Annotated in this window: 10 protein-coding genes; 5 read left to right on the top strand and 5 right to left on the bottom strand. The window is 61.8% G+C overall.

The genetic code is table 11. The annotated features are described in order from the left end of the window. Window positions 1-29: 29 nt before the first annotated feature. Both ggpS and Q1A52_RS10335 read right to left on the bottom strand, forming a co-directional pair. Window positions 30-1,529 carry a glucosylglycerol-phosphate synthase gene (gene ggpS / locus Q1A52_RS10330; RefSeq protein ID WP_300014457.1) on the bottom strand — a complete coding sequence of 500 codons (1,500 nt, stop codon included), beginning with the start codon at window positions 1,527-1,529 and terminating at the stop codon, window positions 30-32. Window positions 1,530-1,532: 3 nt separating this feature from the next. Next, window positions 1,533-2,297 (bottom strand): HAD-IIB family hydrolase, encoded by a 765-nt coding sequence (locus tag Q1A52_RS10335; RefSeq protein ID WP_300014460.1) that lies wholly within the window; start codon window positions 2,295-2,297, stop codon window positions 1,533-1,535. Between the two features lie 830 nt (window positions 2,298-3,127). Between Q1A52_RS10335 and Q1A52_RS10340 the strand changes: the two genes are divergently transcribed. Continuing rightward, entirely contained in the window at window positions 3,128-4,873 is a 1,746-nt protein-coding gene (locus Q1A52_RS10340) for an autotransporter assembly complex family protein (RefSeq protein WP_300014463.1), read from the top strand. Beyond that, window positions 4,873-8,484 (top strand): translocation/assembly module TamB domain-containing protein, encoded by a 3,612-nt coding sequence (locus Q1A52_RS10345; RefSeq protein WP_300014466.1) that lies wholly within the window; start codon window positions 4,873-4,875, stop codon window positions 8,482-8,484. Before Q1A52_RS10340 ends, Q1A52_RS10345 begins: the two co-directional genes overlap by 1 nt. On the opposite strand, the gene Q1A52_RS10350 is transcribed toward Q1A52_RS10345, so the two are convergent. Together Q1A52_RS10350 and acs are read right to left on the bottom strand one after the other, a co-directional pair. Beyond that, window positions 8,478-9,005: a flavin reductase family protein gene (locus Q1A52_RS10350; protein ID WP_300014470.1), complete on the bottom strand. Its 528-nt coding sequence runs from the start codon at window positions 9,003-9,005 to the stop codon at window positions 8,478-8,480. The genes Q1A52_RS10345 and Q1A52_RS10350 overlap by 7 nt on opposite strands. Before the next feature lie 167 nt (window positions 9,006-9,172). Next, the gene (gene acs / locus Q1A52_RS10355; protein WP_300014473.1) at window positions 9,173-11,137 is read right to left on the bottom strand and encodes an acetate--CoA ligase; all 1,965 of its coding nucleotides are present in this window, start codon (window positions 11,135-11,137) and stop codon (window positions 9,173-9,175) included. Between the two features lie 426 nt (window positions 11,138-11,563). Between acs and dctP the strand changes: the two genes are divergently transcribed. From dctP to Q1A52_RS10370, 3 genes are all read left to right on the top strand, one after another. Then, on the top strand, window positions 11,564-12,580 hold the full coding sequence (dctP, locus tag Q1A52_RS10360; protein ID WP_195819227.1) for a TRAP transporter substrate-binding protein DctP: 1,017 nt from the start codon (window positions 11,564-11,566) through the stop codon (window positions 12,578-12,580). 68 nt (window positions 12,581-12,648) lie between these two features. After that, window positions 12,649-13,278: a TRAP transporter small permease subunit gene (locus Q1A52_RS10365; RefSeq protein WP_300014476.1), complete on the top strand. Its 630-nt coding sequence runs from the start codon at window positions 12,649-12,651 to the stop codon at window positions 13,276-13,278. Then, window positions 13,278-14,678 carry a TRAP transporter large permease gene (locus Q1A52_RS10370; protein ID WP_300014479.1) on the top strand — a complete coding sequence of 467 codons (1,401 nt, stop codon included), beginning with the start codon at window positions 13,278-13,280 and terminating at the stop codon, window positions 14,676-14,678. Before Q1A52_RS10365 ends, Q1A52_RS10370 begins: the two co-directional genes overlap by 1 nt. Here the strand turns inward: Q1A52_RS10370 and pobA are convergent. Next, window positions 14,675-15,844 (bottom strand): 4-hydroxybenzoate 3-monooxygenase, encoded by a 1,170-nt coding sequence (pobA, locus tag Q1A52_RS10375; RefSeq protein WP_300014482.1) that lies wholly within the window; start codon window positions 15,842-15,844, stop codon window positions 14,675-14,677. The genes Q1A52_RS10370 and pobA overlap by 4 nt on opposite strands. Window positions 15,845-15,874: the final 30 nt, after the last annotated feature.

Consider the following 15,874-nt stretch of genomic DNA (forward strand, 5'->3'; position numbering starts at 1 on the left):
ATTGATGTCACTCCAATTCTTGAAACAACTCAGGCATCGGCCATTTCCTTGCGCGCTATCGCCGCGCTGAACTGCCGTTCCTGCTCTGCCCCCCAGGCCGCGACGGAGTATTTGCCGACCACGCGGCGCAGTTCCTTCATCCGGTCGCGCCGTTCCTTTTCCGGCATCTCCAGCGCCTGCAGGATCGCCTGATCCATGGAGCGGTGGGAGAACGGGTTGGTGATCACGGCCGAGTTCAATTCCACCGCCGCCCCGGCAAATTCGGAGAGCACAAGCACCCCGTCACCGTCTGTGCGCGCGGCCACGAATTCCTTGCAGACAAGGTTCATGCCATCGACCAGTGGCGTGATCCAGGCCACATCCGCCGCCAGATAATACTTGATCAGATCGTCAAAGGGGATCGCCCGTGAGATCAGGGCAATCGGCTGCCAGTCGAGCGTGCCGTAGCGCCCGTTGATGCGCCCGGCGGTCTCTTCGATCCCGGTTTGGGTCAGCGCGTAGGCGGACATGTTGCGGTTCGCGCTCACCGAGACATGCATCAGTTTGACCTTGCCGCGCAGGTCGGGGTTGTCCGCCAGCACGCGCTCAAAGCTTTCCAGCTGGTCGACGCCGCCCTTGGTGTAATCGGTGCGGCCCACGGAAAGGATCAGGCGACGCTCTCCCTGTCCCTTGCGGATTTCCCTGGCATCCGCCTGTACCTGCGGGTCGGTGGCGCGCTCTTCGATGAAATCCACGGCGACCCCGACACTGGCAGAGCTGACCGCAACCTGCCGCCCCTCGAAAGACAGCAGGGTCGGGGCCGATCGTTCGCTGAGCGCGGTGCCGTCCGAAACGAGTTCTGCCGCCACCGTTTCCCGCTTCACCACGTCCACGTCAAAGAGGCTGCGCGCAACCGAGACGAAATTCGCGGCATAGCGCGGGATGTGAAAGCCCACGATGTCACATTCCAGCAGGCTTTTCACGATTTCGCGCCGCCACGGCAGCACGTTGAACATATCCGCCGCCGGGAAGGGCGTGTGGTGGAAAAACGAGATGGTGACGTCGGAGCGCAACTGCCGCAAATACCCGGGCACGAGCCAGAGATTGTAGTCATGTATCCAGACCCGCGCGCCCTGCGCCGCCTCGCGTGCTGCGGCTTCGGCAAAGGCCCAGTTCACTTCGCGAAAGGTGGGCCAGTCCACGGGGTCATAGTTAAATTTCTCCTTGAAGCTGTGCAGGATCGGCCAGAATGCTTCTTTCGATGACACGTGATAAAAGCTGCTGACCTGTTCGTGGGTCAGCGGCAGGCGCGACACGGAATAGGTGCCATGGGCATCGCTGATCTCTACCACCTTTTCGAAGTCCGGATTGGCCGGGTCGTCGGCCAGTTTCCAGGCGATCCAGGCGGCGTGCTCCGCCGTGCCGAAAAAACTCTTGAGCGTGGGGACAATACCATTGGGGCTCTTGTTTTCACGCAGGACCGTTTGGCCGTTTTCCTCCACTTCCTCATAGGGTTGGCGGTGGTAGACGATCACGAGATCAGACGGCATGGATCAGACCCTTTCCGGGGTTGGGTGCAATTTGAAATGAGCGATGGCCTCAAAGATGCCCGCGGTGCCAATACCCTCTGCGCGGTAGATATGGGCAGCGTCGGGCAGGGCGCTCAACAGGGGTGGTTCGGAGCCGCCCACAGCAACGGCAGGCGTGCCCGCGACCAGCATGGACAGATCGTTCAGGGTATCGCCAGCAGCCAGGACCTGGGCTTGCGGGATGTTCAGATGATCGAGCAGGCGCAGCAGAGAGGGGCCCTTGCTGACGCCCTGGGGCAGCACGTCAAAGAACCGGTTGTCCGAAATCAGCACGTCAAAGCCCATCGCCTCGACCTTCCGGGTTGTGGCGGGGTCGAACTGATCCGGATCGTAGTCATAGCTCACGCGGTAGCGGAACTCTGTGGGTTGCAGCGTCAACCCCGGCGCGCTTTCAAGGGTCGATCTGACCCGATCGCCCCCATCCCGCCAGCGCTCGGCAATCTGCCTTTCCAGATCCATGATCGGTGCGATGGTGCGATCCTGGGTCACATGCGCAATTGTCGTGCCGACGTCGCCAATCACATATTCGGGCCAGGGCACTTGGCCGCTGCCGCAAAGCTGGTGAATGAACGCCGGGTCGCGCCCACTGACAAACACAAGCCCGACAGAGCTGCGATGCGCCTCGATCCAGTCGTAGAGGGCCTGCCGGTCCGCCGAACTACCACCAAGGAAGGTGCCATCAAGGTCCGTCGCCAGCACGAATTGCCGCTCGGAAAGGGTGTCATTCACTGTGCGCATCCTCGGGTTTTTGAACTTGGGAGACCGCCTTGCCAATGAAATTCGGGATATTTGACAACAATGCTGCAGCGTTCGTCATCGACAACAGCCACCGGCACTGCCCGCGATGGTCCTGTGCGGGCGCGGGTCTCATGCAAGGGGCAGGGCGAACTGTCACGCGGGCGTTGGCGCGCCAAGGCGATCCGGCGGGCATTTTTTTTGACACGTTAAATAGCATTGCCGTGTCAGATAACGGGATTGTGCCCGGCTTCAACCCCGTGGTCCATTTGCGACATCGCTGTGACGGCTCTTTTTTGCGGAATGCTTATAAAATAGGCAAATATTCGGGATTTGGTGCGTGGGATTCCACTAAATCCAGAAGGTGCGTGCAAGCGCTACCAGTAATATTACTTTAAGAAAAAGACGCAGAATATTGATTAACATATATTTCATGGTGATTTAGCTAGGTTTCGCAGTAACACTTAAATCCGACCCAAGCGGAGCCCTGGTGCTTTTCGATCTCGACCAGCGCAGATGTCGTTTTTGACACTTTGTAATCTCAGTAACGGCAGCCCCGATCCAACAGCATGCTGACGTAGGGCGCTTGGGTCGTAACATACCTCGGGTTTTCCCGCTCAAGCGGCGCGCTGATCGCCTGTCCATTTGCAGATCGCAGTCTATTTCCGTTAGAACGAGCAAAAGAGGTAGTTCACGCATCCACCAAACGCTGCCTGTGTGGATGATATGGACGCACCGATCGGGGGAAAAATGTGCAGGTAACCATTATGGGCAGGGGTCTTCGGGGTCGTGGTCTTGTCAGTGCGATTAGTCTGGCCGCGCTTATGTCGCAGCCCGCGCAAGCGCTGGATGTGACCTTGCAGGGCGCGTTGGGTGATGATCTGCGCGGCGATCTCGAAGGCGGCTCGCTGCTGATCGAACAGGAGTCATCCGAGACAGACGTTTCCTCACAGGAAATCGTCTCCATTGCACAGGCGGATTACAAGCGCCTGCTCGCCGTGCTCTATGACTACGGATATTACAGCGCGGTCATTCGCATCACGCTGGACGGGCGCGAGGCATCCTCGATCAAATCCGTAGCACCGCCAAGCAGCGTGTCGCGGGCCGAGATCGCGATTACACCCGGAAATCAATTTCGTTTTGGGACAGCGGAGATTGGCCCACTGGCACCCGATACCACCTTGCCGGATGGGTTTCGATCCGGTGAAACCGCCCGGCTGAGCCTGCTGCGCGATGCCGCCAGTGCCGCCACGGATGGCTGGCGCGATGTGGGCCATGCCAAGGCTGAGCTTGAAAGCCAGCGTGTTACCGCGCGGCACAACGAAGGCGCGCTGAACGCGACGCTGCGTGTCGACCCGGGGCCCAAGCTGCGCTTTGGGGCATTGAGCGTGCGGGGCAATCAGGCCGTGCGCACTGAACGCATTGTCGAGATTGCCGGCCTGCCCGTGGGCACCACCTATTCGCCCCAGGAATTGCAACAGGCTGCGGCCCGTCTGCGGCGCACCGGCACCTTCAGCTCGGTTGCCATGATCGAGGCGCAGGAGCCTGGGCCGGGCGACACCCTCGCGATCACCGCGCGTGTGGCTGAAGAGAAACCGCGGCGGTTCGGCTTTGGTGGAGAAATCTCGACCGTGGAGGGGTTGTCCGTCAGCACGTTCTGGATGCACCGCAACCTCTTTGGCGGCGCGGAGCGGCTGCGTCTGGACGCAGAGATCGAGGGGATCGGTGGCGATACCGGTGGGACGGACTTTTTGTTGCGTGCGCTCTACCAGCGCCCTGCCACCTTCAATGAAGACACCGGCCTCTACGTGCTGGGCGAGATTGAGCAGCAGGACGAGATCAACTTTTTCTCGCGCCAGGGCACGATCGGTGCAGGCATCGAACGGATCGCATCGGACCAGCGCAGTTACCGCTTTGGGCTGGCGGTCCGGCGCGCGACCACCCGCGACGCCTTTGGGGAAAACGACTACACGCTGCTGCTCGCGCCGGCGGGTGCGACCTTCGACTACCGCGACCGGGTGCTGGATGCGCGGCGCGGTTATTTTCTGGATGCGGAGGTGGCCCCGTTTCTGGCGGCCTCGGGCGCGGACAACGGGCTGCTGACAAAAGTCGATTTGCGCGGTTACCGGACATTCGGCGAGACGCGCTCTACGACCATTGCCCTGCGTGGGCAGCTTGGGTCGCTGATCGGGCCGACGCTCTCCGTGGCACCGGCTGATTTCCTGTTCTATTCCGGCGGCAGTGACACGGTGCGCGGCCATGAATACCAATCGCTTGGCGTCGATCTGGGGGGTGGCCAGACCGTCGGGGGCCGGTCTTTCCTTGGGTTGTCCGCCGAGATACGCATGCGGACGTCCGGCAATCTGGGGTATGTCGGATTTCTGGACGCGGGCTATATCGGGGAGGAGGTCTTTCCCGACGGGTCGGGCGAATGGCACAGCGGCGCCGGGGTGGGCCTGCGATATGCCACGCCCATCGGGCCCATCCGCCTCGACCTGGCGATGCCCACATCGGGCGACGACGACGGGTCATCGTTTCAGGTCTACATTGGCATAGGGCAGGCATTCTGATGTGGGTTTGGGTAAAAATACTGGCCGTCATCGCGCTGCTCTGGGGCGTTACCCATGCGCAGGCGCAGAGCGATGAGGATGACGGCGGCTTTCTGACCCGCACGCTCGAAGACCTGCTCTCAGGCGCGGGGCGCGAGGTCAACATCGAAGGCTTTGCCGGGGCGCTGAGCTCCGAGGCGTCGTTTGACCGCATGACCATTGCCGATGATCAGGGCATCTGGCTGACACTCGAAGACGTGAAGCTGAACTGGAGCAGGCTGGCCCTGCTGCGCGGACGGCTCGAAGTGGACAACCTGAGCGCCGCGGTGCTCGATCTGCCGCGCCTGCCGGAGGTTGAGGAGACAACGGAAGTGCCCGCCGCGGAAGCCACGGAATTTGCGCTGCCGGACCTGCCGGTGTCGGTGAACATCCAGCAGTTCGAAGTCTCTCGCATCGCTCTAGGGGAACCGGTTCTGGGCGCAGCCGCCGTTCTGGACGTCAAGGCCAGCGCGCGGCTCGATGACGAGGGGGCCTTTGTCGATCTGACGGCAAACCGGGTGGACAACACGGCGGGCACCTATGTGGTGCAGGGCAGTTTTGCGCGGGAGACGTCAGAGATTTCGGTGCAGATGGAACTGGATGAAGCTGCAGGCGGGCTGGTGGGGCGGGTGATGAACCTGCCGGGCCAACCCTCCATCGATCTGACCGTGGCGGGCACCGGACCGCTGGATGATTTCACGGCGGATATCGCGCTGGCCACCGACGGGCAGGACCGTGTCGCGGGGCAGGTGGTGTTGAGCACGCTGCCGGTGGAGACCGAGGGCGCTGTGCCTGATCGCCGCGTGCGGGCCAACCTTGGCGGCGACATTACGGCCCTTGTCGCGCCGGAGTCGCGAGATTTCTTCGGCACCGACGTTCAGATCGCTGCGGATGCGGTTTTGGCCGCTGATGGCGCCGTTGATGTCTCTGAATTCAGCCTTGATGCGCAGTCTGCCCAGTTGAGTGGCGCGGTGCGGCTCAACAGTGAGGCCTGGCCGGTGTTCATAGATATCAATGGACAGATTGCGCGGTCTGATCGGCGACCGGTTGTCTTGCCCGGATCGGATGTGGAAACCACGGTGCAGGCTGTGACGCTGAGTGTGGATTTCGATGCCGCGGATGGCGATGCGTTTCGCGGTGTTTTCGACATTGTGGACCTTGACCGTCAGGACGTCCGTTTCGCCGAGGCCGCATTGGTGCTCGACGGGACGCTGGAAAGTGCCGCGGGCACGGTCGGTCGTTTTCTGGGCGATCTTGATCTGACGACGGAAGGGCTGGAATTGTCCGATCCGCAGGCTGCGCAGGCGTTGGGGCAGGACCTGCAGGGCAGGGCCAATATCGACTATGTCGAAGGCCAGCCAATCCGGATTACCGGTCTGGAACTCACGGGCGAAGACTACGGCTTGAGGGGCGATGTCATCATCGACGGGCTGGCGGGCGGTTTCCCGACCGAGCTGGACCTGAGTGTGCAGGCCCTAGAGCTGGCGCGCTTCGCCGGCATATCCGGTCAGCCGCTGACGGGCGGCGCGCAGTTAGACATCCAGGGGAACGTCACGCCGCTCAGCAGCATGTTTGACCTCGCGATCCGGGGCACAACCAACGATCTGACGGTAGGCATCCCGCAGGCCGATGCGGTGCTGGCGGGCGAAACGGCGCTGACCCTGCAGGCGCGGCGCGATGTGTCGGGGACCTTCGTGCAGGATCTGATCCTGCGCAATGACGTGCTTGACGTGGCGGGTGATTTCGAGCTGCGCACGGATGACAGCGTCGTCTCTGCCCGCGCGACCCTCAGCGATATCGCATTGGTGCTGCCGCAATATCAGGGGCCGGTGAGCGTGGTGGTCGACGCCACACAGGACAGCCTGGGCTGGCAGGTCGATCTGACGGCGGATGCGCCCTATGACAGCGCGCTCAGCGTCAAGGGGCGTGCGACCGGGCCGCAAACCGACGTGGTTTTTGATCTTTCCGTGCCGGAGGTCAAACCGCTGGTGCCCACCGTGCAGGGACCGCTCAAGGCCGCCGGACGCATCTGGCTGACGGATCAAGGCTATAACGTGGATGTGGATGCGGGCGGGCCCTACCAATCGGATGTCAGCGTCGCGGGGCTCGCCACCGGGCCTGATGCCGCCGTCACCTTCTCCGCAGCACTCCCGGACATCAGCGTTTTTGTGCCCAACATCCGGGGACCGTTCTCCATTGCGGGGGATGCAGATCGCACCACCGGCGGCTGGCAGATCGATACGGTTGCTCAAGGACCCGCAGGGACGGATGCCACGATCGCGGGGCTTGTGCGGGAAGACGGCACACTCGACCTCGATGTTGCGGGCGCGCTGCCTTTGGGGTTATCGGAACCATTTCTGGCGCCGCGCAGCCTGCAGGGACAGGCACGGTTTGACCTTGCCGTGAATGGGGCGCCTGCGCTTGGCTCTGTTTCCGGGCGTATCACGACAGATGGCGCCAGCTTTGCCGCACCCAATCTGCGGCTTGCGTTGACCGATCTTGACACAACCCTTGATCTGGCGGGCGGGTCGCTGCGCATCGACGCGCAAAGTGCCGTTGAAAGCGGTGGTAGCATGGTGGCGTCCGGCTTTCTCAACCTGACAAACCTGTCCACTGATCTGCTGGTGACCCTGAACAGCGTTGGCTTTGTCGACCCACGCCTGTTTTCCACCGTGCTGGATGGTGCGATTGCCGTTACGGGTCCGTTGAACGGCGGTGCCCGGATTGCCGGGGAAATCAACGTGGGCGAGACCCTTGTAACCGTGCCGTCCTCCGGATTGACCAGTATTGGCGAAATCCCCGACATCACCCATGTGGGGGCGCCGGCGGCGGTGACCCGCACCCGCGGCCGCGCAGGGGTGATCCCCGAGCCGCAGTCTGCCGGCGCGTCCGGCGCAGCGGCGTACCGTCTTGGCATTCAGATCAATGCGCCGCGCAGGATTTTCGTGCGTGGACGCGGCATTGACGCGGAACTGGGCGGCGGGCTCGAGATTACCGGGACTACGGCGCGGGTGATCTCCGCCGGTCAATTCGATCTGGTGCGCGGGCGGCTCGATATCCTTGGCAAACGGTTCGATCTGGTCGAAGGATCTATCCAGTTTCAGGGCGATCTTGTGCCCTACATTCGCTTCGTGACCTCCTCGAGCACGGAAAACGGCACCGCCGGGATCGTGCTTGACGGACCGGCGTCGACGCCGGATGTGTCCTTTATTTCAACGCCCGATGCGCCGCAGGATCAGGTGCTGGCGCAACTGCTCTTCGGGCGCAATATTGACGAGATATCGGCTTTTCAGGCGCTGCAACTGGCGAATGCGGTGGCCGAGCTGGCAGGGCGGCAGGGGTCCGATGTCATTGGCAATCTTAGAGAGGGTTTCGGTCTGGATGATTTCGACGTGACCACCACCGATGACGGCGAGGCGGCGGTGCGGGCGGGCAAATACATCTCCGACAACATCTACACAGATGTGACCACGGGCGGCGGGGAGACGGAATTGTCGATCAACCTTGAATTGACAGAATCTCTGAAAGCCAAGGGCACGCTGGAGCAGGACGGCAACACTGCCCTGGGCATATTCTTTGAGCGGGATTACTGATCTGGCGCTGTGGAACCCGGTGTGAACTGGCCAAACCGCCCCCGATCGAACAGCAGCCCCGGTGCTTCAGATGTGCCCTGCGCCACGTGGCGCACTTTGCCCAGGATCAGCGAGTGATCGCCCGCCGGATGCACCGCATGGGTCGTGCAGAAAAACGCGGCAAGACATCCTGCGAGATGCGGGGTGCCCAGCGGGCCTGCCTCCCACACCAGTGTTTCGAACCCGTCCCCGCTGCTTGCGAAATGGTGGGCGAGGTCGAGCTGATCAGCCCCCAGGACATGAATGCAAAAGCTGTCTGCCCCGGTGAAGGCGTCGTGACGGCGGGAGGATACTGCGGGCGACCACAACACCAGGGGTGGGGATAGCGAGACAGAAGAGAATGAATTCGCCGTCATCCCAAGCGGCCCCGTGGGCGTCTGCGTTGTGATCACCGTCACACCGGTGCCGTAGCAGCCGAAAGCACGCCGAAGGTCCTGCAGGCGGTCGGGATCGGGGGAAAACAGCGCCGTATCAGAGGGCATTCGGGCGTCCGCTGGCCTTGCTTGTTTCAGAATGGATCATCGCACCTCGCCCGGTCAGTCTTGAGAGGCCATGTATGGCATGAACCGCGCAGGGCAAGGCCGCCAGTGACGCCCGCCCCACGGCGAAGGCCGGTACGCGCGGTACCGGCCCATCGGGTCCGTTGACTTCAGCCTTTGTTCATTCGGTTTTCGATCAAATCCTCGACCACCGAGGGATCGGCCAGCGTGGACGTGTCGCCCAGAGCACCGAAATCATCCTCGGCAATCTTGCGCAGGATACGTCGCATGATCTTGCCCGAACGGGTCTTGGGCAGACCCGGCGCCCATTGGATGAGATCGGGGCTGGCAATCGGACCAATCTCCGTCCGCACCCAAGTGCGCAACTCCTTGCGCAGCTCTTCGGTAGGTTCCTCGCCACTCATCAGGGTGACGTAGCAGTAAATGCCCTGGCCCTTGATTTCATGCGGATAGCCAACCACCGCCGCCTCGGCCACTTTCCCATGCGCCACTAGCGCGCTTTCCACCTCCGCGGTGCCCATCCGGTGGCCCGAGACGTTGATCACATCATCGACGCGGCCGGTGATCCAGTAGTCGCCATCCGTATCGCGTTTGCAGCCGTCGCCGGTGAAGTAGTAGCCCTTGTAGTCCGCGAAATAGGTCTTCTCGAACCGCGCGTGATCGCCCCAGACCGACCGCATTTGCCCGGGCCAACTGTCGGAGATACACAGCACCCCTTCGACGTCATTGCCCTGGATCACCTCGCCGGTTGCCGGCTCCAGCACAACCGGTTCGATCCCGAAGAAGGGTTTCATAGCGGAGCCCGGTTTCATCGCATGGGCGCCGGGCAGAGGGGTCATCAGGTGCCCGCCGGTTTCGGTCTGCCACCAGGTGTCCACGATGGGGCATTTGCCCTTGCCCACGACGTCGTTGTACCAGTTCCAGGCTTCGGGGTTGATCGGTTCACCGACGGTGCCCAGCAGCTTGAGGCTGCTCAGATCGCAGGTCTCTACGAACTGGTTGCCCTGACCCATCAGCGCGCGAATGGCGGTGGGCGCGGTGTAGAACTGGTTCACCTTGTGCTTTTCGCAGACCTGCCAGAAGCGGCTGGCATCCGGGTAGGTAGGCACCCCTTCGAACATCAGCGTGGTGGCCCCATTCGCAAGCGGGCCGTAGACGATATAGCTGTGCCCGGTGACCCAGCCGACGTCTGCTGTGCACCAGTAGATATCGCCGTCGTGATAATCGAAGGTGATTTCATGCGTCATCGCGGCATAGACGAGATAACCGCCAGTGGTGTGCACCACGCCCTTCGGCTGACCCGTCGAGCCGGAGGTGTAGAGGATGAACAGCGGGTCTTCGGCCCCCATCTCCTCGGGGGCGCAGTCCTCCGACGCCTCGGCGGCCAGCGCGTTATAGTCGAAATCGCGCCCGTCAATCCACGTGGTCTGGCCGCCCGTGCGCTTGACCACCAGCAGCTTCACATCATCAGCGGTATGCAGCAGCGCCTGATCAGCGTTGGATTTCAACGGCGTGTCGCGCCCGCCGCGTGGCGCATGGTCTGCGGTGATGACCACCTTGGCGTCACAGCCGTTTACGCGTGCCGCCAGAGCATCCGGCGAAAATCCTGCAAAAACAATGGAGTGTATGGCGCCAATTCGCGCGCAGGCGAGCATAGCATAGGCCGCCTCCGGGATCATCGGCATGTAGATGATCACCCGGTCCCCCTTACTGACGCCGAGGTCTTTCAGCACATTTGCCATTTTACAGACCGCACTGTGTAGCGCCTTGTAGGTGATGTGCATTGCCTCGTCGTCGGGGCTGTCGGGTTCCCAGATGATCGCGGTCTGATCGCCGCGTGTCGCCAGATGCCGATCGACACAATTGGCTGAGACGTTCAGCGTGCCATCGGCAAACCAGTTGATGGAGACATTGCCCAGCGTGAAGTCGACATCCTTGACCTGGGTGAAGGGCGTCATCCAGTCGACGCGCGCCGCTTCCTTGCGCCAGAAACCTTCTGGATCCTTGATCGATGCCGCGTACATGGCCGCGTAGCTTTCGGCGTCGACATGGGCGTTGGCGGCCATATCGGGCGATGGCGGATAGGTTTTGGCGGCTGTGGCGGTGTCGGACATGAAGGCTCCTCCCTTGGGTCGTAACAGTGCGAAGGAACGGCATGCGGGTGCGTCTGCACGCATGGTCTGTCCTCTCCTCCGAGACGGATCATAGCGTGATCGGAAAAGAAGGGAATAAGCTTAGGAAACACAAGGTTTTTGAAGCCTGCGGTTTTCAAGGCCCAAGGCACGACTTGAAATTCGAGGCGTCAGCGCGGCAGTTTCGAGCGTCCTTTGCCTAGAATGGGGTATGATTGTGTGTCGGATGCAAGTCACCGGACACGCTGGTTTGTCCCCCGAGAGCCCGTGTGGTGTCGAAAGCTGCCCAATTTGCCAGAATCGATGGGGAAGGGCCCGGCGGGCATTCTGTGCTTGGCAGCCAGCGCCAGCTTGGGTAGCCTCGCCCTAATCGTACCCCATGTGAGGTGCGTAAAAAGGGAGAAACACATGAACAAATATCTGTCCGGTGCCGCCGTCGCCGCCATCAGCTTTGCTTTCGTCTCGGAGGCCGCCGCCACGGAATGGAACGTATCCGTCTGGGGCAAACGCCGCGCCTTTACCGAGCACGTTGAAAAACTGGCTGAACTCGTGTCCGAAAAGACAAACGGTGAGTTCACCATGAACATCAGCTATGGTGGCCTGTCGAAAAATCGCGAAAACCTCGACGGCATCTCCATCGGGGCCTTTGAGATGGCGCAGTTCTGCGCGGGCTACCACCGCGACAAGAACCGCGTGATCACCGTGCTGGAACTGCCGTTCCTGGGCGTTGAGAACCTGGAACAGGAGGTTGCAGTCTCTTCGGCCGTTTACGCACACCCCGCCGCGACCGAAGAGATGGCGCAGTGGAACGCGAAACTGCTGATGACCTCGCCCATGCCGCAATACAACATCGTCGGCACCGGCGAGCCGCGTGACGAACTGGCCGAGTTTGACGGCATGCGGGTGCGCGCCACCGGCGGGCTGGGTGAAGCCTTTAAGGCCGTGGGGGGCGTGCCCACATCCGTGACGGCGACCGAGGCCTATCAGGCGATGGAAGGCGGCGTTGTCGATACCGTGGCCTTTGCCCAGCACGCGCATCTGAGCTTCGGCACGATCAACCAGGCGGATTGGTGGACGGCCAACCTCAACCCCGGCACGGTGAACTGCCCGGTGGTGGTGAACATAGACGCCTATGAATCTCTGAGCGATGCGGAACGCGAAGCGCTCGACAGTTCCGTCTCCGAAGCGCTGGATCACTACCTTGCCAACTACGGCGAATTGCTCAAGCGCTGGGATTCCGTGCTGGAAGAGAAGGGCGTGCAGAAAGTCGACATCGCACCGGAAGTGATCGAGGAATTCCGCGCCAAGGCTGCAGACCCGATCCGCGATCAGTGGATCAAGGACATGGAAGCGCAGGGCCTGCCGGGCCAGGAGCTCTATGATCTGGTCGTGACAACGCTTGAAGAAGCCAAGGGCGGCAGCTGATCGGAAACGATCTGACCGGGCCGCGCCTTCGGGGGCGGCCCCACCTATAACAACCGGGGGGCAGAGCGATGGCGGGATCCGCTGCGGTGCTCGAAGATTCCAGTCTGCTGAGCCGACTGGATCGCACACTTTTACCAATTGAACGGTTCTGCGCGCTGCTCAGCGGGCTGGCGATTTTCTCGCTGATGTTCCTGGCGGCCTATTCGGTCACCGGGCGCAAGTTCTTTGCCTCACCGCTTGCGGGCTACGTGGATTACATCGAGGCGGCGATGCCGATCATTGCGATCATGGGCGTGTCCTACGTGCAGCGGGATGGCACCCATGTGCGCATGGATATGCTGGTCAGCGCGCTGCGGGGGCGGGTCTTGTGGTTCTTCGAGCTGGTCTCCGTTCTGCTGATCCTCGTGCTGATCGTGGCGCTGACCTGGGGGGCGTGGGATCATTTCGACCGCTCGTTTGACTGCGCGCGGCCCCTGTGCAGCCGCGACAGCTCCATCGACATCGGCTTGCCGATCTGGCCCTCGAAACTGGTAGTGCCCATTGCCTTTGGTGTGCTGTGCCTGCGACTTTTACTGCAGGCCTGGGGTTATGGGCGGGCGCTGGTGCTGGGGCTCGAAAGCCCGGTTGCGGTGCCGCTGAACCTCTCCGTCGCTGAACAGGCGCGGCTTGAGGCCGAAGCACTGGATGGGGCGGATTGATGGAACCCATTGAAATCGGATTGTGGGTCAGCGGTGGCCTTCTGGTCTTTGTCGTCCTCGGTATGCGTGTGGCCTTTGCCGCTGGCTTGGCCGGATTTGTCGGGCTTGTCTGGCTGCGCTGGAACGGGTTTGACTATGACCCGGAACGGTTTTGGAAAGCGGTCGAGATCAGCGTGAAAATCGCAGGCCTCACCCCGCATTCCAAAGTCTCCGCACAGGTGCTGAGCCTGATCCCGGTCTTCATCCTGATCGGCTATCTGGCCTATTACGCCAAGCTCACGACAGCCCTCTTTGTCGCGGCAAAACGCTGGATTGCCTGGGTGCCGGGAGGGCTCGCCGTCTCCACCGTCTTTGCCACCGCCGGGTTTGCCGCGGTTTCTGGCGCGTCAGTTGCGACGGCGGCGGTCTTTGCCCGCATCGCCATCCCCGAAATGCTTAAGATCGGCTATAATAAACAATTCGCAGCCGGTGTCGTGGCGGCGGGCGGCACGCTGGCCTCGCTGATCCCACCCTCGGCGATCCTCGTGATCTACGCGATCATCGTGGAGCAGGACGTGGGCAAACTGCTGCTGGCGGGATTCCTGCCCGGCATGTTTTCCGCCGTGGTCTATGCCACCCTGATCATCGGCATCGCCGTGGTTTTCAAAACCGTGGGGCCGCCCGTCGGCGGGTTTTCCTGGCGCGAACGCTTTGAAGCACTGCCCCCCGCGCTGCCCATTCTGGCGGTGGTCGTGATCATCATCTTCTTTGTCTACAACCCCTTTGGCGATGCTTGGGGCACCCCGACCGAAGGCGGCGCCATCGGGGCCTTCATCATCTTCCTGATGGCGCTTTATCGGGGCATGCGGTGGGCTCAGCTCAAGGACGCCCTGCTGGACACCGCCAAGCTGACCGTCATGATCTTTTCCATCATCTGGGGGGTGCTGATCTACGTGCGGTTCCTCGGCTTTGCCGAACTGCCGGAAGCCTTTGCCGATTGGATCACCTCGCTGGAGATGTCGCCGATGCTGATCCTGGTCTGCATCCTGCTGGCCTACGCGGTGCTGGGCATGTTCATGGATGCCATCGGCATGCTGCTGTTGACGCTGCCCGTGGTCTACCCGGCGGTCATGGCGCTGAACGGCGGCGAGTTCGTCAGCGCGGCAGACAGCGCCTTTGGCATGTCGGGGCCGATGTGCGCGATCTGGTTTGGCATTCTGGTGGTCAAGATGGCGGAGTTCTGTCTGATCACACCGCCCATTGGTCTCAACTGTTTCGTGGTTGCGGGCGTGCGTGATGACCTGACCGTGCAGGACGTCTTCAAAGGGGTGACGCCCTTCTTCGTGGCGGATGCGGTGACCATTGCGCTGTTGGTCGCCTTCCCGGACATCGTGCTCTTCCTGCCGGCGCTGGCCGGTTAATAGGGCAGGCCCACGTAGTTTTCGGCCAGCGCTTTCTGCGCGGCATCGCTGCTGCGCAGGAATTCCAATTCCGCGCGCTGCATGCGCAGATCAAACTCGGACTGGTCGGGATAGCGGTGCATGAGGGAGGAAAACCACCAGCTGAACCGCTCGGCCTTCCACACCCGCGCCAGCGCCTTTTCCGAATACTGATCAAGCCCCTCGTCCGTCTTGTCGAGGTAGTGCTGGCACAACCCTGTGAAAAGGTAGTGCACATCTGACGCGGCAGTGTTGAGGCCCTTGGCTCCGGTGGGCGGCACGATATGGGCAGCATCGCCACATAGAAAGAGCCGCCCCCAGCGCATCGGTTCGGTCACGAAAGACCGCAGCGGCGCGATGGATTTCTCGATGGAGGGGCCGGTGATCAGCTGCGCCGCCTGATCCTGTGGGATGCGGCGTTTCAGCTCCTGCCAGAAGGCGTCATCCGACCAGTCCTGCGGTTTGTCCGCCATGCTGCACTGGATGTAGTAGCGCGACAGCTGATCATTGCGCATGGAGCAGAGGGCAAAGCCGCGCTCCGAATTGGCGTAGATGATCTCATCGTTCACGGGCGGCGTTTCACTCAGCACGCCCAGCCAACCAAAGGGATAGACTTTTTCGAATTCGCGGCGCGACGTCCGTGGAATGGAATTGCGGCTGACCCCGTGAAACCCGTCACAGCCAGCGATAAAGTCGCAGTCGATGCGGCGTTCCTGGCCCCCGATCGTGTAGGTGACATAAGGCGCGTCGCGATCCGCGTCGTGGATGATAACGCCCGCCACCTCAAATTCGATCTGTCCGCCTTGGGATTCGCGCGCGGCATAGAGATCCTGCGTTACTTCGGTCTGGCCATAGACCATGACCGAGGTGCCGGTGTGTTTTTGGAAATCGATGCGAAAGAGCGTGTCATCATAGGAGATCAGCGTACCATGATGGGCGATACCCTTGGCCTTCATGCGCGCATCCACCCCGGCCTCGGCCATCAGCGCCATCATCCCTTGTTCCAACACGCCCGCACGGATGCGGCCCAGCACATGCTCTCGGGTCTGGCGTTCCAGCACAATGCTGTCGATCCCCTTGGTGTAGAGCAACTGCGACAGCAGCAGGCCAGATGGGCCGCCGCCAATGATGACAACCTGTGTACGCATGATCCCGGTTCCTCTTCCCCGCATGGCACA

Origin of the sequence: uncultured Roseobacter sp., assembly GCF_947488185.1 — a bacterium.
Taxonomy (GTDB): Bacteria; Pseudomonadota; Alphaproteobacteria; order Rhodobacterales; family Rhodobacteraceae; genus Roseobacter.

Coding starts and splice junctions, on each gene's coding strand:
- ggpS (WP_300014457.1), bottom strand. CDS start 1,529: ATGCCGTCTGATCTCGTGATCGTCTACCACCGCCAACCCTATGAGGAA.
- Q1A52_RS10340 (WP_300014463.1), top strand. CDS start 3,128: ATGTCGCAGCCCGCGCAAGCGCTGGATGTGACCTTGCAGGGCGCGTTG.
- Q1A52_RS10345 (WP_300014466.1), top strand. CDS start 4,873: ATGTGGGTTTGGGTAAAAATACTGGCCGTCATCGCGCTGCTCTGGGGC.
- Q1A52_RS10350 (WP_300014470.1), bottom strand. CDS start 9,005: ATGCCCTCTGATACGGCGCTGTTTTCCCCCGATCCCGACCGCCTGCAG.
- acs (WP_300014473.1), bottom strand. CDS start 11,137: ATGTCCGACACCGCCACAGCCGCCAAAACCTATCCGCCATCGCCCGAT.
- dctP (WP_195819227.1), top strand. CDS start 11,564: ATGAACAAATATCTGTCCGGTGCCGCCGTCGCCGCCATCAGCTTTGCT.
- Q1A52_RS10365 (WP_300014476.1), top strand. CDS start 12,649: ATGGCGGGATCCGCTGCGGTGCTCGAAGATTCCAGTCTGCTGAGCCGA.
- Q1A52_RS10370 (WP_300014479.1), top strand. CDS start 13,278: ATGGAACCCATTGAAATCGGATTGTGGGTCAGCGGTGGCCTTCTGGTC.
- pobA (WP_300014482.1), bottom strand. CDS start 15,844: ATGCGTACACAGGTTGTCATCATTGGCGGCGGCCCATCTGGCCTGCTG.